Consider the following 17,847-nt stretch of genomic DNA (forward strand, 5'->3'; position numbering starts at 1 on the left):
GGAATTATAGGCCTGTGGCCCGATCCGCTTTCAGTAGCAACTGTCTTGTCAGGGGCAGCCGAGGGCCACCTCGGCGTCTCGCTTACGGGCGTTGAGGATCACCAGCATTTTGCGCATGACCGCCACGAGCGCCACCTTGCTCGCTTTGCCCTTGGCCTTCAGGCCAGCGTAAAACGCGCGCAGCCTTGGCTCGTACCGGATGGCCGTCAGGGCCGCCATGTAAAGGGCTTCGCGTACCACCGCGCGCCCACCACTGATCCGCCGTTGGCCCTGCCAGGTGCCACTTTCGCGGTTCATCGGGGCCAACCCCACCAGCGATGCTATGGCTTTGCTTCCCAAGCTGCCCAGTTCGGGCAACTCGCAGGCCAGTGTGCTGATCAGGATGGGGCCGACGCCTTTGAGCGCGCCGATATTCTTCCAGCCAGGCTGCCCCTCAAGCTGCTCGGCAATAGCTTTATCCAACTGCTTCAGGTCGTCAGATAGCTGAGCTATATGGCGTTGCTTCATCGCAATCAGATCCGGATCGACCAATCGCCGCAAGCGCTGCATCTCACTGACCCGCATCTTCACCAGTTGCCTGCGGCATTGCGCAAATTCAGCCAGACGCTGCTGCCAAGGAGCAGGCGGTACGTAGCGGGTCAGCGGCAACAAATGGGCCATCTGTGCCAGCACTGTCGCATCGAGCCGATCGGTCTTGGCGGCACGGCCCGTGCCTTGGGCAAATCGCCGTGCACGCGCCGGATTGATTCGTACCATCGGCAGGCCAGCGGCGTGCAATACATCCAGAGCAGCACGCTCGTAACCCCCGCTTGCCTCAAGAACGACCTGCTTGATCGGCCACGTCTTCAGCCACCGAATCAAGCGCACAAAGCCGCGCTTGTCGTTGCTGAATTGGCGAAACTGCTCTCCATGGACGGCCACATCCAGCGTGGCTTTGCTCACATCGATCCCGATCCCAAACATGGCAGAACTCCGCTAGGCTGACAGGGTCGAGAGCTCTCCCCGCTTGCCCAGTCTTATCAGTTCGAGCGCCAACTCAACCAACTGTTCGGGCGGTTCAGGGAGAATCCGGCGTGGGGACCCAAGCTACTTCTCGGTCGCAAGACCTGGATCCACACGGTCGCCCACGCCGGGCTCTCGGCACCCAAGGTGCCAGATTGGCAAGAGATAAGATCCACGCCATGCGTGGATTGCCGGACTGGCCTGGGCGATCACAGGTACCGCAACCACGCCAGGTCACGCCTTCGCGCCTTGAACCTCGCGAATGCCCGGGTCGGCGGGTACAGCACCACCGCCAGCGCACAGGCCACCAGCAGCAGGCCGCTGACCGAATCCAGGGCATACAACTCGCCATGGGTCGGCCCCCAGGCCGCCAGCGCGGCCAGGTACAGCCCCTTCAGCACGTACAGGTGCAGCAGGTAGAAGAACATCGGCGCGGCGCCGATATCGGCCAGCGGGCGCAGCGCACGCGCCAGGGGCGGCCATTCGTACAGGCGCAGCAGCAACAGCCCCACGCCCAGGGTCAGCAGCAGGAACTGCAGCGACGGCGGGTACTTGGTGATGTTGAGGATGCTCAGCCAGGTGCGCAGTGCTGTGGTCTGGTACTGCCAAGGGGCATCCCCGTACTCGTTGGCGAACCGCAGTAAGGTGAACAGGGCCAGCGCACCGACGCCTGCCCACAGCAGCCAGTGCTGGCGCTGCGTCGGGTCGCGCTCGCGGGCGAACCACGGTCCCAACAGATAACCCAGGGCGATCACCCCGATCCACGGCAGCAGCGGATAGGACGTGCGCAGGCGCAGCGCACCGGCCTCGATCCAGTCGCGCTGGTGCAGCACTTTCCACAGCACCGCCAGCAGGCCATTGCCTTGCACCCGTAAGCCGTCGAACAGGTTGTGCCCGGCCACCACCGCGATTGCCAGCACCAGCAGGGCCGGGCGTGGCAGCCAAAGCAGCCCGGCCAGCGCGATCATGCTCAGCCCGATGGCCCAGATCACCTGCAGGTACAGCGTGTCCGGCGGCAGCTGGAAGGTCCAGGCGAAATTCACCAGGGTCAGTTCCAGCACGACCAGGAACAGCCCGCGCTTGAGCAGGAAGGCTGCGGTGGCCCGGCGCGGATCCGCCTGGCGCTGGCCGTACAGCCAGGCCGACAGGCCGGTCAACAGGACGAACACGGGCGCACACAGGTGCGCCAGCAGACGGCAGGTGAACAGCGCAGGGGAGACCGTCGCCGCGTCCATCGGGTCGCTTACCTGGTGCTGCAGGAAGAAGGTCTCGCGCACGTGGTCGAGCAACATCAACAGCATCACGGTGCCGCGCAGCTGGTCGATGGAGGCCAGGCGGAGGGAGGGGGAAGGGGCCACGTGGGATGCTCGACCGGCGTGACAGGATATAACATAACGTTCTGCCGCGTAGCCCGTCAGGGTTGGCAGACAGCTGCGCTCCAACCCGTCCGCTTTTCGTACCTGATGGGGATCACCCGAGTCGATCCGTCAGGCGCAGCTTTCAGGCAGAACTTCGCCGTGTAGCCCCTGATTGGGCCATTGGTGGGAGCGTTGAGGTAGACCTCATACAAGGTTGCAGGAATCAATGGCTGTGGAGAGGTGCGCAGCGTGGCCGAGGCTGGCAGATCACCGTAGACGATGCACTGGCCCGGCGCCAAAGGCTCTGCGGGAGTCAGGTCGTACATGAACGACCATGCCTTCACCGTGTCGTGGTGATAGACCATCACCGCTTGCAGGATACGGGGCGATCGGACCCATTCCAGTGCCCGTGGAGGCAGGCCGAAACAAGGTATTCCTTCCCGATCCTCGATCACCGCGGTGCCAAACCCGCTGTAGGCGTTGACGTTGCCTATACCCAGCAGCAGGCACAGCATCGCGCCCGCTGCAACGAGGAAGGCTCGCATCATCGTGATCAATGGTGCGTCTGCCATGCGGTCTCCTTGCCGACGATGTGTTGGTGGCAGTGCACGGTGTTGGATTCCGGGAATCGACTCAAGCAGGCGCTGAGCCGCAAACCCCATCGCCTGGCACGCATCGCCCGGTGGGCCGGGGGCGTCGGGGGATTGGGGTCAAGGGACCCCCGCTCCGACAAACCGGTGCACTGTGCACAACTTGGTCAAACACGACACATCTGAAGGGGCCAAGGGCCTGCTGGGGCGCAGTGCTGGGCGAGGGCTTGCCAGCCGGTACCAACCGCACTGGACTTGCCGCCCCCTGAACGCTAGCGTGGCAGGGATTTTTTGCCAGCAGGGGCTTCCATGAACCACGACGCTGCGCCCAAGCAGCTCACCTTCCGCGCAGTGGCCCTGGCCATCGTGCTGGCGGTGGTGCTGTCGGCCGCAAACGCCTACCTCGGTCTGTTCGCAGGCCTGACCATCGCCACCGCCATTCCCGCCGCGGTGATATCCATGGGCGTGCTGCGCCTGCTGGGTGGTGGCTCCATCCTTGAGAACAACATCGTGCAGACCGGCGCCTCGGCCGGTTCGTCCATCGCCGCCGGTGTGATCTTCACCATTCCGGCGCTGGTGATCATGGGCTACTGGCCGGACTTCAAGTACTGGTGGGTGCTGGGCATCGCCGGCCTGGGTGGCCTGCTGGGCGTGCTGTTCTCGGTGCCGCTGCGCCGTTCGATGATCGTCGAAGACCCGCTTCCGTTCCCGGAAGGCAAGGCTGCGGCCGAAGTGCTCAAGGCCGGTGAGAACCCGGGCCCGGGCCTGAAGATCCTCGGCCTGTCGGCGGTGATCGGTGCCTTCGTCAAGCTGGCCGCGGAAAGCGGGATGCGACTGATCCCGGACGCCTGGGCCACCTCGGCCTACGTCGGCAGCTCCAAGGTCACCGCCTTCATCGGTACCAACCTGTCGCCGGCACTGCTGGGCGTGGGTTACATCGTCGGCCTCAATGTCGGCATCGTGGTGGTGTCCGGCTCGATCCTGACCTGGCACATCGCCATTCCGATCTACCAGGCGTTCTTCATGAACACCGATCCGGCACTGGCCGCGTCGGTTGCCACCGCTTCGTCCACCGAAGCCGCGTTCGCCATCTGGGGCGCGAAGATGCGTTACCTGGGTGTCGGCGCAATGCTGATCGGCGGCATCTGGACCCTGATCTCGCTGCGCAAGTCGCTGCTGAACGGCGTCAAGAGTGGCTTCGCGGCAGCCCGCAAGAGCGGTGGTCCGGTGCTGGCGCACACCGAACGCGACCTGCCGATGAAGTGGATGCTGGTCGCCCTGGTGGCCTTCGTGCTGCCGCTGCTGGCCCTGTACCAGGCCATCGTCGGCCAGTGGCACGTGTCGATCCCGATGACCCTCATCATGATCGTCGCCGGCTTCCTGTTCGTGTCGGTCTCGGCCTACCTGGCCGGCCTGATCGGCTCGTCCAACAACCCGGTCTCGGGCATCACCATCTCCACCATCCTGTTCGCCTCGGCCGTGCTGGTCGTGCTGCTCGGTGCCGACGGCCTCAAGCCGGTCGGTGCCGGCGGTGCGCCGCTGGGTGCCGTGGCCGCCATCATGATCGGCGCGGTGGTGTGCTGCGCCGCTGCGGTTGGTGGTGACAACCTGCAGGACCTCAAGGCCGGCTACATCGTCGGCGCCACCCCGTGGAAGCAGCAGCTGATGCTGGGCATCGGTGCCTTCTCGTGTGCGCTGATCATGGCCCCGGTGCTGAACCTGCTGGCCACCGCCTACGGCATCGGCGTGAAGTCCGAGCTGCACCCGAATGCGCTGGCTGCGCCGCAGGCCAACCTGATGGCCTCGGTGGCCAAGGGCCTGTTCGGTGGCGAACTGCCGTGGACCTTCATCGGCATCGGTGCCGTGGTCGGCGCCGCGATCATCGCTTTCGACAGCTGGCTGAAGTCGCGCAACGCTCGTTTCCGCGTGCCGGTGCTGGCCGCCGCCATCGGCATCTACCTGCCGCTGGAACTGATGGTACCGATCTTCCTCGGTGGCCTGATCGCCCACCTGGTGGAGCGCTTCCACAAGGTGCGCGCCGATGACGAAGAAGGTCGCGACCGCGTGCACAAGCCGGGCGTGCTGTTTGCCGCGGGCCTGATCACCGGCGAGGCACTGATGGGCATCGCCATCGCGATTCCGATCGTGGTCAGCAGCCGTGCGGACGTGCTGGCCGTGCCGTTCCACCTGCCGGGCGCGCAGTGGATCGGCCTGGCCGTGCTGTTCCTGGTCGGCTGGCTGATCTACCGCACCGGCAAGTACGCCAAGGCGTAAGGGGCTCTGCCCCTGAGTTCAACGGGTAGTGCCGGCCGCTGGCCGGCAATCCCGGAATCCCGTGATACCCCTGGTTCCCGGCCAGCGGCCGGCACTACCGCAGACCGCGCTACGGCGCGGTTTGCTGTTTCTGGCGACGGGGCCAACCCCGCAGGCAGCCATGACCGATGGCCTTGGCAGCCCCGGCCGCACGGGCCTAACATCGGTTTTTTGCCGTCCTGCGGAGACCCCGATGAAACTGCGTCATGCCCTGCTGCCACTGAGCCTGCTGGCCGCCCTTCCCAGCGTTGCCGCTGCCCGTGGCCTGGAAGTCCGCGACATGGTGGCCATGGACCGCGTCTCCGCGCCGGTGCTGACCGCGGACGGTGGCACCGTGGTGTTCGCCAAGCGCAGCGTCGATGCCAACCTGAAGGCCTCCACCGCGCTGTTCGCGCGTAACCTTCGCACCCGCGACGCGGCGCCGCCGAAGCAGATCACCCCGGCTGGCTGGAGCGTCAATTCGGCCTCGCTGTCGGCTGATGGCCAGACGGTGTATTTCCTCAGCGCCAAGAACGGCAGCCAGCAGCTGTACGCGCAGCCGCTCAACGGCGGCACGCCACGCCAGCTGACCGATTTCGCGGTCGACGTGGACAGCTACCACGTGTCGCCGCAGGACGACCGCGTGCTGTTCAGCGCCGGCGTGTTCCAGGCCTGTGCCTCGGACCTGGCCTGCACCGAGAAGAAGCTGAAGGATGTGGCCGGTGCCAAGGCCAGCGGCAAGGTCTTCGACTCGCTGTTCGTGCGCCACTGGGACACCTGGAACGACGGCCGCCGCAACACCCTGTTCGTGGCGCCGCTGCCGGCCGCCAAGGCCGGTCCGGTCAAGGGCGCTTCGGCGCTGAGCGCCACCATCGATGGTGATGCGCCGTCCAAGCCGTTCGGTGGCAATGACGATTTCGTGTGGTCGCCGGATGGCGCCAGCGTGGTGGCCAGCATCCGCGTGGCCGGCAAGCAGGAGCCGTGGTCGACCAACTTCGACCTGTACCGCTTCGACGCGGCCGGCAAGCAGGCGCCGGTCAACCTGACCGCGTCCAACCCGGCCTGGGATGCCGGTCCGGTGTTCAGCGCCGACGGCAAGACCCTGTTCTACCGTGCGATGAAGCGCCCGGGCTTCGAGGCCGACCGCTTCGGCCTGATGGCAATGGACCTGGCCAGCGGCAAGACCCGCGAGATCGCTCCTCAGTGGGATCGTTCGGCCGGTGGCATCACGCTGTCCGCCGACGGCGCCAGCATCTACACCACCGCCGATGACCTCGGCGAGCACCCGCTGTTCCAGATCGACGTGGCCAGCGGCAAGGCCACCAAGCTGATCGGCGACGGCAGCGTCACCGCAGTCGACGTGGCCGGCAACAGCGTGGCGATCACCCGCAACAGCCTGAAGAGCAACGACCAGGTGCTGGTCGGCCTGCTCCCGGCCGCGGGCCAGGCGATCGGCGAGCTGCGCGCGCTGACCCCGGCCGCTGGCGACGTGCTGAAGGACGTGTCCTTCGGCGACTACGAGCAGTTCGAGTTCAAGGGCTGGAACAACGACACCGTGCACGGCTACGTGGTCAAGCCGCACAACTACCAGGAAGGCAAGTCCTACCCGGTCGCGTTCCTGATCCACGGTGGTCCGCAGGGCAGCTTCGGCAACGGCTGGAGCTACCGCTGGAATCCGCAGACCTACGCGGGCCAGGGCTACGCCGTGGTGATGATCGACTTCCACGGTTCCACCGGTTACGGCCAGGCCTTCACCGATGCGATCAGCCAGCACTGGGGCGACCGTCCGCTGGAAGACCTGCAGAAGGGCTGGGACGCGGCGCTGAAGAAGTATTCCTTCCTCAACGGTGACAAGGCCTGTGCGCTGGGCGCCAGCTACGGCGGCTTCATGGTCAACTGGATCGCCGGCAACTGGAACGGCCCGTTCAAGTGCCTGGTCAACCACGATGGCGTGTTCGACCAGCGCATGATGGGCTACGCCACCGAAGAACTGTGGTTCACCGAGTGGGAGCAGGGTGGTACGCCGTACCAGAAGGCCGCGAACTACGAAAAGTTCAACCCGGTCAACCACGTGGCGGACTGGAAGAAGCCGATCCTGGTCATCCACGGCCAGCAGGACTTCCGCATTCCGGTCGAGCAGGGCCTGGCCGCGTTCACCGCTGCCCAGCGCCAGGGCATCGAATCGAAGTTCCTGTACTTCCCGGATGAAAACCACTGGGTGCTGAAGCCGAACAACAGCATCCTGTGGCATGACACCGTCAATGCCTGGCTGAAGCAGCACATCGGCAACTGATGACTGCAGCGCCGCCCTTCGGGGCGGCGCTTTTGTTTCGCCATCTGCTTTACCGGTGGGGGCCGACCGTTGGTCGGCACACCCTCATGATCCGCCGCCAACAGCAGCCGGCCAGCGGCCGGCTCTACCCAGAGCACCTGCATGATCCAGAACGACATCGTCGTCTTCGGCTTGATCGCCGCCACCCTTGGCGCCGTGTTCTGGACCGCCTCGCGCGAGCAGGGCCTGTGGAAGCGCTTCTACACCTTCGTGCCAGCGCTGCTGCTGTGCTACCTGATTCCCGGCATCTACAACACCGTCGGCCTGATCGATGGGCAGAACACCAAGCTCTACAACCCGATCGCACGCGACATCCTGCTGCCGGCAGCGCTGATCCTGTTGACCCTGGCGGTGGACATCAAGGGCATCCTGCGGCTCGGCCCGAAGCTGGTGCTGATGTACCTGGGCGCCTCGGCCAGCATCATGCTCGGTGCGGTGGTGGCGTTCCTGGCGATGCGCGCGCTGCATCCGGAAACCGTGGCCGGTGACACCTGGGCCGGCATGGCCGCATTGGCAGGCAGCTGGATCGGTGGCGGTGCCAACATGCTGGCAATGCGCGAAGTATTCGACGTCAATGCGACCACGTTCGGCCAGTTCGCGGTGGTCGATGTGGGTGTCGGCTACGTGTGGATGGCCGCACTGATCTTCCTGGCGGGGCGGGCAGCGAAGATCGACGCGCGCAGTGGCGCCGATACCTCGGCCATCGATGAACTGAAGGAGCGCATCGCGCGCTTCCAGGCTGAACACGAGCGCATTCCCAGCCTCACCGACCTGATGCTGATCGTGGCGGTGGCCTTCGGTGGCGTGGGCCTCTCGCATGCCATCGGCGCGCCGCTGGCAGCATGGTTCAAGGCCAACGTCAGCTGGGCCTCGCAGTTCAGCCTGGACGCGCCGTTCGTGTGGGTGGTGGTGCTGTCGACCACGCTGGGCCTGAGCCTGAGCTTCACCCGTGCGCGCACGCTGGAAGGCGCGGGCGCATCGCGCCTGGGCTCGCTGCTGCTGTACTTCCTGATCGCCTGCATCGGCATGCAGATGGATCTGCTGGCGCTGCTGGACCGCCCGTGGCTGTTCCTGCTCGGCCTGATCTGGATTGCCGTGCACATCGTGCTGCTGTGGTGCCTGGGCAAGCTGCTGAAGGTGCCGTTCTTCTATTTCGCCATCGGTTCGCAGTCGAACATCGGTGGACCGGCCTCGGCGCCGGTGGTGGCCGCGGCGTTCCATCCGGCACTGGCGCCGGTGGGCGTGCTGCTGGGCACGATGGGCTATGCCACCGGCACCTACCTGGCTTACATCGTCGGCATCACCCTGCGCGCGCTGGCAGGGCAGGGCTGATGGGGTAGTGCCGGCCGCTGGCCGGCAACCAGGTAATGCTTCACGGGTTCATGAGGTTGCCGGCCAGCGGCCGGCACTACCGATGCGTTACGCCACCGGCAACCCGCGTTCGATCAGCCATGCCTTTGCGTCTTCGGCGTCCTGCTCGAACCGCGCCGAGTGAAAAGAGGGGCGCCGCAAGGTCCGACGCGTCGCCACGCGCCCGTGGCCAACCGCGCCCGCGGCCTTACGCCACCGGCAAGCCGCGTTCGATCAGCCATGCCTTTGCGTCTTCGGCGTCCTGCTCGAACCGCGCCGAGTGAAAAGAGGGGCGCCGCAAGGTCCGACGCGTCGCCACGCGCCCGTGGCCAACCGCGCCCGCGGCTTTACGCAACCGGCAAGCCGCGTTCGACCAGCCACGCCTTCGCGTCTTCGGCGTCCTGCTCAAACCACGCCTGTGTCGACCCCAGCCGATACGTGTACCCCCAGGCATCCATGTCGGCCATCAACCGCGCACTGCCAACACCAGGCAGCTGCCCGGCCAGCACGATCTGCAGGTAGCAGGTGGCATCTTCCTCGGCCACCGAATCGGTAGCATCGGTGTGCACCTGCGCGCGCCGCTCCGGCGGCAATACGATCAGGTGGCAGGCTTCATGCAGCATCGAATGCACCGGGGTGTCATCGCGCACATAGACATTGCTGGCGATGATGCCCGCCTCGGGCTCGCCCCAGTAGCTGCCGGGAATCGGTTCGCCTGCGGCCACGTGGTGCAGGCGAAGGCCATGCGCGGCGAGCAGGCACTGCGCGTCGGCGAAGGCGATGTCGCCCACGCAGGTGATGTCCGCGGCGGTTGTCGTATCGGTCATGCAGGTCACGCGGCCCCGCCCATGCAGGCACGGACGGGGCGGGGCATCAGGGTTTGTCCGGGCCTTCTGGCAGCGCCACGGAGATGTCCAGCACATCGTGCTGGCCATCCTTCACCAGGTCGACCTTGACCGCATCGACGTCGATGTTCACGTACTTCTTGATCACTTCCAGCAGCTCGCGCTGCAGCAGCGGCAGGTAGTCCGGGCCACCGCGGTGGCTGCGTTCCTGCGCGATGATGATCTGCAGGCGGTTCTTTGCGGTTTCGGCGGTGGTCTTCTTCGCTTTGAGGAAATCGAACAGGCCCATGCTTACCCTCCGAACAGCTTGCTGAAGAAGCCCTTCTTCTCGACGCTGGTGAAGCGCATCGGGCGATCTTCGCCGAGGATGCGCGCGACGGCGTCGTCATACGCCTGGCCGGCAGCGGATTCGACATCCAGGATCACCGGTTCGCCCTTGTTGGAGGCATTGAGCACGTCGCCTGATTCGGGGATCACGCCGATGGCCTTCAGCCCCAGCACTTCCTCGACGTCGGCGATGCTGAGCATCTCGCCGGTCTCCACGCGCAGCGGGGTGTAGCGGGTCAGCAGCAGGAAGGCAGGCACGTTCTGGCCGGATTCGGCCTTGTGGGTCTTCGAGTCCAGCAGGCCGATGATGCGGTCGGAGTCGCGCACCGAGGACACTTCCGGGTTCACCACCACCACGGCGCGGTCGGCGAAGTACATCGCCAGGAATGCTCCCTTTTCGATGCCGGCCGGCGAGTCGCAGATGATGTAATCGAAGCCATCGGCCGCCAGGTCCTTCAGGACCTTGCCCACGCCTTCCTGGGTCAGTGCGTCCTTGTCGCGGGTCTGCGAGGCGGCCAACACATACAGGTTGTCGAAGCGCTTGTCCTTGATCAGGGCCTGCTTGAGGGTGGCTTCGCCATGCACGACGTTGACGAAGTCGTACACCACGCGGCGTTCGCACCCCATGATCAGGTCGAGGTTGCGCAGGCCGACGTCGAAGTCGATCACCGCCACCTTCTTGCCGCGCCGCGCCAGGCCACAGGCCAGGCTCGCGCTGGAAGTGGTCTTGCCCACGCCGCCCTTGCCGGAGGTGACTACGATGATTTCAGCCAAAGGACTTCTCCTGGTTCTGCATTAGTTTGGGGCTGCGTCAGTCCAGCGCAGCGATCTTGATCTGGTCCTGTTCCAGCCACACCTGCACGGCCTTGCCGCGCAGGTTGTCCGGAACATCGTCCAGTACCTTGTAGTGGCCTGCAATGGCCACCAGTTCCGCATGGAAATCACGGCAGAAGATGCGTGCCGCGGTGTTGCCCTGGGCCCCTGCCAGCGCGCGGCCGCGCAGGGTGCCGTAGATATGGATGCTGCCATCGGCGATGACCTCGGCGCCGGCGCCGACGGTGGCCATCACGGTCAGGTCGCAGTTCTCCGCGTACAGCTGCTGGCCCGAACGCACGTTGCCCAGCTGCATGCGGCCCGGCTGCGGCGCGGCTGCATCGGCGATCTTGGCTACCGGTGCGGCCGGGGCTGGCTTCGGTTCGGCACGCGCGGCGCGGCGCGGTTCCGGTGCGGGCGGCGGCGGGGCCGCTTCGGCCTCGGCACGTTCGTACTGGGCGCGGAACTTGGCCAGCAGCGGCAGGCCGAGCTGCTGCGAGAGCAGGTCGACCGCGCTGGTGCCATAGGCCAGCGCCACCGGCAGCACGCCGGCGCTGCGCAGGCCATCGACCAGCGCCTGCGCGGTGGCCACGTCCGGAACCTGGCTCAGGCCGCCGAAATCGAGGATCACCGCCGCGCGGCCGAACAGCTTCGGCGCACGGGTCACGCGCTCGCGCATTTCCTGCACGAGGCGTTCGACATCAAGGGTACGGATGCGAAGGTTGGCGATGCCCACCTGGCCGATCTTCAGTTCACCGGCCTGTTCGTAATCGAAATTCACCGCCACGCTCAGGTCCCCGTCGGCCGCTGTGCCTGCGCCGGCAGCTGCCGGGCGCGTGTCCATGCCACATCCGGCAGCTTGCCGCCGTAGGTCTCCTGGACCCACGGGTAGCTGCACAGTTCCTTGGCCAGCATGCTGGCACGCACATCGACCTGGGCCATGGTGTTCTGGCCCAGCTCGCGGAAGCCGAAGCTGCCGTGGAAGAGCAGGGCGGCATCGGCGCCGTGGTCGAGGAAGACTTCGCAGGTCATCTGCGGGTAGCGCAGCTCGGCAAAGCTCTGCGCGTCGGCATAGAACGCACGGCCGACGCCGCCGCCGCGGCGGCGGCTGGCGACCACAATGCGGTCGATGTAGAAGAAGGGGGTGTCCAGCTGCTGCTTGAACCAGGCGAAGTTGCTGCTGTCGTGCTGGCTGTCGCTGCCGAAGCCGATCAGGAAGCCGGCCAGGTTGCCGTCGCGCTCGGCGACGCGGAAATACTCAGCGGTTTCATAGAACAGGCGCAGGCGGGCCGCATCCAGGGGAAGGATGGCCAGGCCAGCGTTGTTGTTCAAAGCCAGGACGGAATCGAGCTCGTGCTCGCGCACGTCGCGGATGACAATCGACATTGTGACTCCGTGGGGTAACGCGGTTGGTCCATCAAGGGACCCTGCGCACGATTATTGCATGCCCGGGGTGGGCTGCGGCATGAACAGGCGACCGGGCAGGCATGACTTCCGTGGGGTGCGGTGTGCAGGCCGGGCCCGTAGAGTGCTGGCATGTTGGGAGTCCTCAGCCATACCCGCGTCCTTCGCCTGGCCGGCCTGTTCACCTGGGTCATGGTCGGTCTGCCCTTGGCGTACTCGCAGTTCGAGAACCTGCACAGCCGCGGTGACATGGGCGGCTGGGCGGTCCTGCTGTTCGTCGCCTACCTGTCCTTCGGCACCTCCTATTACTGGCTGACCCGCATCCTGCGCAGCGACAGCCCCACCAGCTGGCTGGACCGCGGCCTGCTGCTGCTGCTGACGATTTCGGCGCTGGGCGTCAGCTTCCTCAGCGGCTCGGGCCTGGGCAGCATCCTGATGATGGTGGCCGCCGGGGTCATTCCGTGGATGCTGTCGGTGCGGCTGGGCGTGCTGTGGCTGCTGGTCAGCCAACTGGCGGTGGCCCCGGTCTACTACTTGCTGCTGCGCTTCCCGTTGTTCGAAGCGGTGATGCAGTCGCTGCTGTACGGCGGCTTTTCCATGTTCATCTTCGTGACCAGCCTGGTTGCCCGGCAGCAGACCGAGGCGCGCGACGAACAGCGCCGGCTCAATTCAGAGCTGCGTGCCACCCGCGCCTTGCTTGCCGAGAGTGCCCGCGTCAATGAGCGCACCCGCATCTCGCGCGAGCTGCATGACCTGCTGGGCCACCAGCTGACCGCGCTGACCCTGAACCTGGAAGTGGCCGGGCACCTGGCCGAAGGGCAGGCGCTGGAGCACGTGAAGCGCTCCCACACCTTGGCCAAACTGCTGCTGGGCAACGTGCGCGAGGTGGTCAGCCAGCTGCGCGAGACCGGCGCGATCGACCTGGCCGCGGCGCTGCGCCCGCTGACCGAGAACGTGCCCTCGCTGGACATCCAGCTGGAGATCGAGGATCCGCTGAACGTGGAGGACCCCCAGCGGGCCCACGTCCTGCTGCGCTGCACGCAGGAGATCATCACCAACGCGGTGCGCCACGCCGGTGCGCGCCACCTGTGGATCAAGGTGTACCGTGAAGCCCCGGACCGGGTGGTGGTGGAGGCCCGCGACGACGGTGTCGGCGCGGACATGGTCAATGTGGGCAATGGCTTGCGCGGCATGCGCGAGCGCCTGCAACAATGTGGTGGCCAGCTGCAGATCGAGACCCGTCCCGGTGAAGGCTTCCGCCTGCGGGCAACGGTGCCGGCAACGGTGCTGGTGGCCGCCCTTACCAAGGTTCCTGAAGGAGTACGTTGATGATTCGCGTCTGCCTGGTCGATGACCAAACCCTGGTGCGGCAGGGAATCCGCTCCCTGCTGGCGCTCGACGATGGCATCGAGGTGGTGGCCGAGGCCGGCGATGGCCGGCAGGCGGTCGAGCTGATCCCGCAGGTGCGCCCCGACGTGGTCCTGATGGACATGCGCATGCCGGTGATGTCCGGACTGGAAGCGCTGCAGGTGCTGTCGCGGCAGGAACAGCTGCCGCCGACCATCATCCTCACCACCTTCGATGACGATCAGCTGGTGCTGGCTGGCCTCAAGGCCGGTGCCAAGGGTTACCTGCTCAAGGATGTGACCCTGGCACAGCTGGTCGGTGCCATCCGTACCGTGGCCGAGGGTGGTTCGCTGGTACAGCCGGCGGTGACCCAGCGCCTGTTGTCGGGCCTGGAGCACATGCGCAACGAGTTCGTCAGCCTGGACCGCCCGGACCCGCTGACCGACCGCGAGACCGAGATCCTGCGGCTGATGGCCAGCGGCTTCTCCAACAAGGAGATCGCCAACTCGCTGGGCGTGGCCGAGGGCACCATCAAGAACCACGTGTCCAACATCCTCTCCAAGCTGGGTGTGCGCGACCGTACGCGCGCGGTACTGAAGGCGTTCGAACTCCAGCTGGTCTGAGGAAAATCGTTTCGGTACAAAGACTTGGGTGGTGGCAGGGGGTTCCGGCCAAGGTGCCCCCCTACTTGCCGGGCAGCGGTATGCGTTACCCTTCGAATTCTTTGTCCATACAAATACGCAGCCGGCAGGGAAACCGGTGCGCCAATCCCGATAAACAATGCCCGCGAAGCCTGCTAGGATTGGCGCTTCGCTTCAATCAACCCGGCCGTGGGATCGGCCCCGGAGACTCTCTGAATGACCCGTATTATCGAGTTCCTGATCGCCTTGGGGATCGTGGCTGGCCTGTTCGTCATCATTGGCGTATGTCTGCCGGGCGAGCGTCACATCACCGAAAGCATCGAGACCAACCGCAAGATGACGATCGTGTACGACACGGTCAGCAGCCTGCGCCGCTTCAAGGACTGGAACCCGCTGGTACTGCGCGATCCCGCCGTTGAACTGAAGCTGTCCGGCCCGGCCTCCGGCAAGGGTGCCACCCTGGACTTCACCTCCAAGGACCTGGGCACCGGCTCCTGGAAGATCACCGACGCCGAAGAGAACAAGCGCGTTGCGATCGCCATCGAAGACGCCACCAAGGGGCACGACAAGGTCACCACCTTCACCCTGGAGCCGACCGGCAAGGGTGGCCGCAACGTGAAGATCACCCAGGACTACTCGGTGAAGTACGGCTTCGACCTGTTCGGCCGTTATGCAGGCCTGTATGTCAGCCGCCAGATCGGCGACGACATCAAGATGGGCCTGTCGCGCATGGCCAACATGCTGGCCACCGTCCCGAACGTCGACTACCGCACGCCGGAAGCCCCGCTGACCGATCTGGCCATCGTCGATGTGCCGGCTGAGGATCTGCTGGTCGTCAACGCCGGTAACGTGGACCGCGGTCAGGACACGATCACCAAGTCCATCAAGGACAACCAGGAGTGGATCAAGCGCGTGATGGAGGCCAATGGCCTTGAAGCCGCCGGTCCGTTCCGCATCATCACCACCGACTTCGGCCAGGAGAAGTACGCCTTCGACATCGCCCAGCCGGTGAAGAAGAAGGGTGCTGAAGGTGCCACCGCTGAAGCCCTGACCGTCAAGATCGACGGTGGCGCTCCGGTGAAGTATGTGCACGTGGCTCCGCACCGCTCGGCACATGCGGCCTACACCGGCCACATGGCGGGTCTGGACGTTGCCCGCAACGGCCTGCGCGCCTGGGCTGTGACCTCCGGCAACGAAGTGATCGACCGTCCGTACGAAACCTGGAAGGATGGCATCGACAAGTCGTTCACCCCGGAAGGTACCTACGACATTTACTGGGCCGTCAAGTAAGCCTCGGCTGACCCATGTAGTGTTGGACACGAAAACGCGCCGCTCATTGCGGCGCGTTTTTTTCATCTGGCGCCCGGAAAGGGCGCTGTGCAAGGAGCCCCCATGTTCAACCTGGAACGTCGCGCACGTAAGCCTTCCCTGCTGGCCTGCCTTGGTGCGCTGCTGGCGGCGGCCTCGATCGGCCTGTCCGCCTACGCATCGCACGCTGTGGCCGACCCGCTGGCACAGCAGCACCTGAACATGGCGGCACTGTATGCGTTCGCGCATGGCGCGGTGCTGGTGGCGCTTGGCCCGCGTGCGCAGGGGGCGACCGCGCACCTGGCGCTGTACGTGCTGCTGCTGGGCGTGTTGCTGTTTTCCGGCAGCCTGGTGGGCGGTGCCTTGTGGCAGTGGCCGACGCGGATGGCGCCGATCGGGGGCACCAGCATGATGGCCGGGTGGGTGTTGCTGGCGATCAATGCGTTGAGGCGGTGACTGAGTCGAGGTTGTTTCTTCGATCCATGCTGATGCGATCTGCACCGTCCATGGGCGTTACTTTTCTTTTCGCGCGAAAAGAAAAGTAACCAAAAGAAACGCGCCGCCGGCCGCGAGCCGGTGCTGCGCACCGGTCCCCTGCGCTCCTCGGCCCGTCGAGGGGCGGTGCGGGAACTCGCTGCGCTCAGACACCCGCACCTCTTCGCCCTCGCCGGACCTGCGGTGCTCGGCTCGCTTGAAGGCGGACCCAACAGCCGCGCGCTGATCCGTTGTAGAGGCTTCGAGCGAAGCGACCCGCTTTTGTCTTTGCTCTCTTGTTCCATCCCGCGGCCATGCGCTGACCGCTCCAGGCTTTCGCCACGAGGGGCTCAGCCGTTGGCCGGTCTCCAGCACCAGTGCCACGGTTCGTAGACGATGCCGTGCGGGTTGTCGCGCGGGTAACTCAGATGGAAGCCGTGCCCGCCGGCATGCGCCTGCAGCCACGCGAACGCGTTGGTGGCTTCGAACGACTCTTCGGCCGGGGCGTCGCCTGGTGTGCCGATGTCCAGCGCGTGGCCGCTGTGGTGTTCGCTGAAACCCGGTGCGGCATTCACCTTCAGGATCTCTGTCACGCTCAAGCCGCGCGCCAGCTTCCGTTCGAAGATGCCCAACTGGTAGGCATGGCTGCGGAAGCCGGAGATGGCATCCAGCGCAATTCCATCCTGTGCCGCGTGCAGTCGCATCCGTCGCCAGCCCTGCGCGGCGCCACGGCGCAGCCACAATGGGCGTGCAAAGCGGTCGCGACCGGCGAAGTGCAGCAGGCACGGCTCGGATTCCAGCGGCAGGCCGCTGTCGTCGGCATAGCGCTGTGCATCCAGGCCAAGCTGCTGCAGGCGCTGCTGCAACCCGGCCAGCGGCAGCCACTGATCTTCCAGTCCGGCGCCGAAGGGCCGTGCAGCCGCGGCATCCAGCAGTGCCAATGCTTCCTCGACCCCGGGTTCGCGCGGCAGGCGCGGTATCAGCGAATGGACGCCGCTCGCCAGCACCGCGGCCAGATAGCGGCCATCACGCTTGCGCCGCAGCACCCAACGCGCCTGTGACAGCAGGCGTGCGTCCAGGTTGCTGCGCGCGCGCAGCAAGTCGGCGGGCCACAATTCGATGGCCTCGGTATTGATCAGCAGGGGGGCGCGTCGTTGCATCGCCGCAGCTTACTGCCGTGGCGCCGACGCGGCCACCTTGCGCAGCGCATCGAGCAGCGCCTGCGGCCGGTCCACACTGAGCAGCAGCGTGCTGCCATCACTGACCGGCAGGGCGAGCACCCGCGCACGGTCGGTGACCAGGGCGAAGCCCTTGCCGCCTCCCTGCAGGCGAAAGTGGCCCGAGTAGAAGCCCGGCATTGAATAGCCATTGGTTTTGACACGGATGCCGTAGCGGCGGTCACGCTGCAGGTCGACCACCTCGGCCTGGTCCAGCCGCAACTGCGCCACCGGCACCCGCCGCCGGTACATCGTTGAACGCACGTCCAGCACATCGCCGGCCAGTTCCACCCGGCGGCGGAAGAAGGCCGTGCCCAGTCCAATGCCCAGCAGGGCAATCACCAGCAGGCTCCATGCCGCACTGCCGCCCATCCGGAACCAGGGCGGCGACAGCGTTACTTCGATCCAGGGTGCGCTCGCCGGTGCCTTGTACAGCTGTGCATACAGGCAGGCCACGAAGGCAGCCAGCAGCGGCAGCACGATCCAGAGCACGCGCAGCGGCGAGCTCTCGGCCACGTCAAAGGGTTTCGGGTCGCTGCCGCCCATG

The 17,847-nt window shown here is 65.9% G+C and carries 17 protein-coding genes; 7 read left to right on the top strand and 10 right to left on the bottom strand.

All coding sequences use genetic code 11. From position 1 onward, the window contains the following. Positions 1 to 48 precede the first annotated feature (48 nt). The 3 genes from CKW06_RS06200 to CKW06_RS06210 all read right to left on the bottom strand — a co-directional run bounded on the left by CKW06_RS06200 (position 49) and on the right by CKW06_RS06210 (position 2,932). Positions 49 to 963, bottom strand: a complete 915-nt coding sequence (locus CKW06_RS06200) for an IS110-like element ISStma6 family transposase (RefSeq protein WP_095052037.1) — start codon at positions 961 to 963, stop codon at positions 49 to 51. A 248-nt stretch (positions 964 to 1,211) separates the two neighbouring features. Continuing rightward, positions 1,212 to 2,360: an acetyltransferase domain-containing protein gene (locus CKW06_RS06205; protein ID WP_024956292.1), complete on the bottom strand. Its 1,149-nt coding sequence runs from the start codon at positions 2,358 to 2,360 to the stop codon at positions 1,212 to 1,214. A gap of 56 nt (positions 2,361 to 2,416) precedes the next feature. Further along, on the bottom strand, positions 2,417 to 2,932 hold the full coding sequence (locus CKW06_RS06210; protein WP_024956291.1) for a hypothetical protein: 516 nt from the start codon (positions 2,930 to 2,932) through the stop codon (positions 2,417 to 2,419). A 327-nt stretch (positions 2,933 to 3,259) separates the two neighbouring features. On the opposite strand from CKW06_RS06210, the gene CKW06_RS06215 reads away from it, so the two are divergent. From CKW06_RS06215 to CKW06_RS06225, 3 genes are all read left to right on the top strand, one after another. Then, positions 3,260 to 5,224, top strand: coding sequence for an OPT family oligopeptide transporter (locus tag CKW06_RS06215; RefSeq protein WP_024956290.1), 1,965 nt, complete (start codon positions 3,260 to 3,262; stop codon positions 5,222 to 5,224). A 232-nt stretch (positions 5,225 to 5,456) separates the two neighbouring features. Next, a complete protein-coding gene (locus CKW06_RS06220) occupies positions 5,457 to 7,535 on the top strand; it encodes an alpha/beta hydrolase family protein (RefSeq protein ID WP_024956289.1) in 2,079 nt (692 codons plus the stop codon). Positions 7,536 to 7,676: 141 nt separating this feature from the next. Next, positions 7,677 to 8,906 carry a DUF819 family protein gene (locus tag CKW06_RS06225; protein WP_005408530.1) on the top strand — a complete coding sequence of 410 codons (1,230 nt, stop codon included), beginning with the start codon at positions 7,677 to 7,679 and terminating at the stop codon, positions 8,904 to 8,906. Between the two features lie 365 nt (positions 8,907 to 9,271). On the opposite strand, the gene CKW06_RS06230 is transcribed toward CKW06_RS06225, so the two are convergent. From CKW06_RS06230 to CKW06_RS06250, 5 genes are read right to left on the bottom strand one after another with little or no spacing between them, the layout of a single operon-like run. Beyond that, positions 9,272 to 9,751: a hypothetical protein gene (locus CKW06_RS06230; protein ID WP_024956288.1), complete on the bottom strand. Its 480-nt coding sequence runs from the start codon at positions 9,749 to 9,751 to the stop codon at positions 9,272 to 9,274. Positions 9,752 to 9,797: 46 nt separating this feature from the next. Next, entirely contained in the window at positions 9,798 to 10,058 is a 261-nt protein-coding gene (gene minE, locus CKW06_RS06235) for a cell division topological specificity factor MinE (protein WP_005408532.1), read from the bottom strand. Between the two features lie 2 nt (positions 10,059 to 10,060). Beyond that, on the bottom strand, positions 10,061 to 10,870 hold the full coding sequence (gene minD, locus CKW06_RS06240) for a septum site-determining protein MinD (RefSeq protein ID WP_005408533.1): 810 nt from the start codon (positions 10,868 to 10,870) through the stop codon (positions 10,061 to 10,063). A 37-nt stretch (positions 10,871 to 10,907) separates the two neighbouring features. Beyond that, positions 10,908 to 11,753, bottom strand: a complete 846-nt coding sequence (gene minC / locus CKW06_RS06245) for a septum site-determining protein MinC (RefSeq protein ID WP_043034132.1) — start codon at positions 11,751 to 11,753, stop codon at positions 10,908 to 10,910. Further along, the gene (locus tag CKW06_RS06250; protein ID WP_005408535.1) at positions 11,699 to 12,295 is read right to left on the bottom strand and encodes a GNAT family N-acetyltransferase; all 597 of its coding nucleotides are present in this window, start codon (positions 12,293 to 12,295) and stop codon (positions 11,699 to 11,701) included. Before CKW06_RS06250 ends, minC begins: the two co-directional genes overlap by 55 nt. Before the next feature lie 150 nt (positions 12,296 to 12,445). On the opposite strand from CKW06_RS06250, the gene CKW06_RS06255 reads away from it, so the two are divergent. From CKW06_RS06255 to CKW06_RS06270, 4 genes are all read left to right on the top strand, one after another. Further along, positions 12,446 to 13,642: a sensor histidine kinase gene (locus tag CKW06_RS06255; RefSeq protein WP_005408536.1), complete on the top strand. Its 1,197-nt coding sequence runs from the start codon at positions 12,446 to 12,448 to the stop codon at positions 13,640 to 13,642. Beyond that, positions 13,642 to 14,283 (top strand): response regulator, encoded by a 642-nt coding sequence (locus CKW06_RS06260; RefSeq protein WP_005408537.1) that lies wholly within the window; start codon positions 13,642 to 13,644, stop codon positions 14,281 to 14,283. The genes CKW06_RS06255 and CKW06_RS06260 overlap by 1 nt, the downstream gene beginning before the upstream one ends. Positions 14,284 to 14,517: 234 nt before the next feature. Then, on the top strand, positions 14,518 to 15,591 hold the full coding sequence (locus tag CKW06_RS06265; protein ID WP_005408538.1) for a polyketide cyclase: 1,074 nt from the start codon (positions 14,518 to 14,520) through the stop codon (positions 15,589 to 15,591). Positions 15,592 to 15,693: 102 nt separating this feature from the next. Then, positions 15,694 to 16,065: a DUF423 domain-containing protein gene (locus CKW06_RS06270; RefSeq protein WP_024956287.1), complete on the top strand. Its 372-nt coding sequence runs from the start codon at positions 15,694 to 15,696 to the stop codon at positions 16,063 to 16,065. Between the two features lie 368 nt (positions 16,066 to 16,433). Here the strand turns inward: CKW06_RS06270 and CKW06_RS06275 are convergent, their stop codons facing one another. Continuing rightward, positions 16,434 to 17,243, bottom strand: a complete 810-nt coding sequence (locus tag CKW06_RS06275; protein ID WP_024956286.1) for a M15 family metallopeptidase — start codon at positions 17,241 to 17,243, stop codon at positions 16,434 to 16,436. A 9-nt stretch (positions 17,244 to 17,252) separates the two neighbouring features. After that, positions 17,253 to 17,846, bottom strand: a complete 594-nt coding sequence (locus CKW06_RS06280; RefSeq protein WP_024956285.1) for a PH domain-containing protein — start codon at positions 17,844 to 17,846, stop codon at positions 17,253 to 17,255. Position 17,847 lies beyond the last annotated feature (1 nt).

It is taken from the genome of Stenotrophomonas maltophilia, from assembly GCF_900186865.1.
Classification (GTDB): domain Bacteria; phylum Pseudomonadota; class Gammaproteobacteria; order Xanthomonadales; family Xanthomonadaceae; genus Stenotrophomonas; species Stenotrophomonas maltophilia.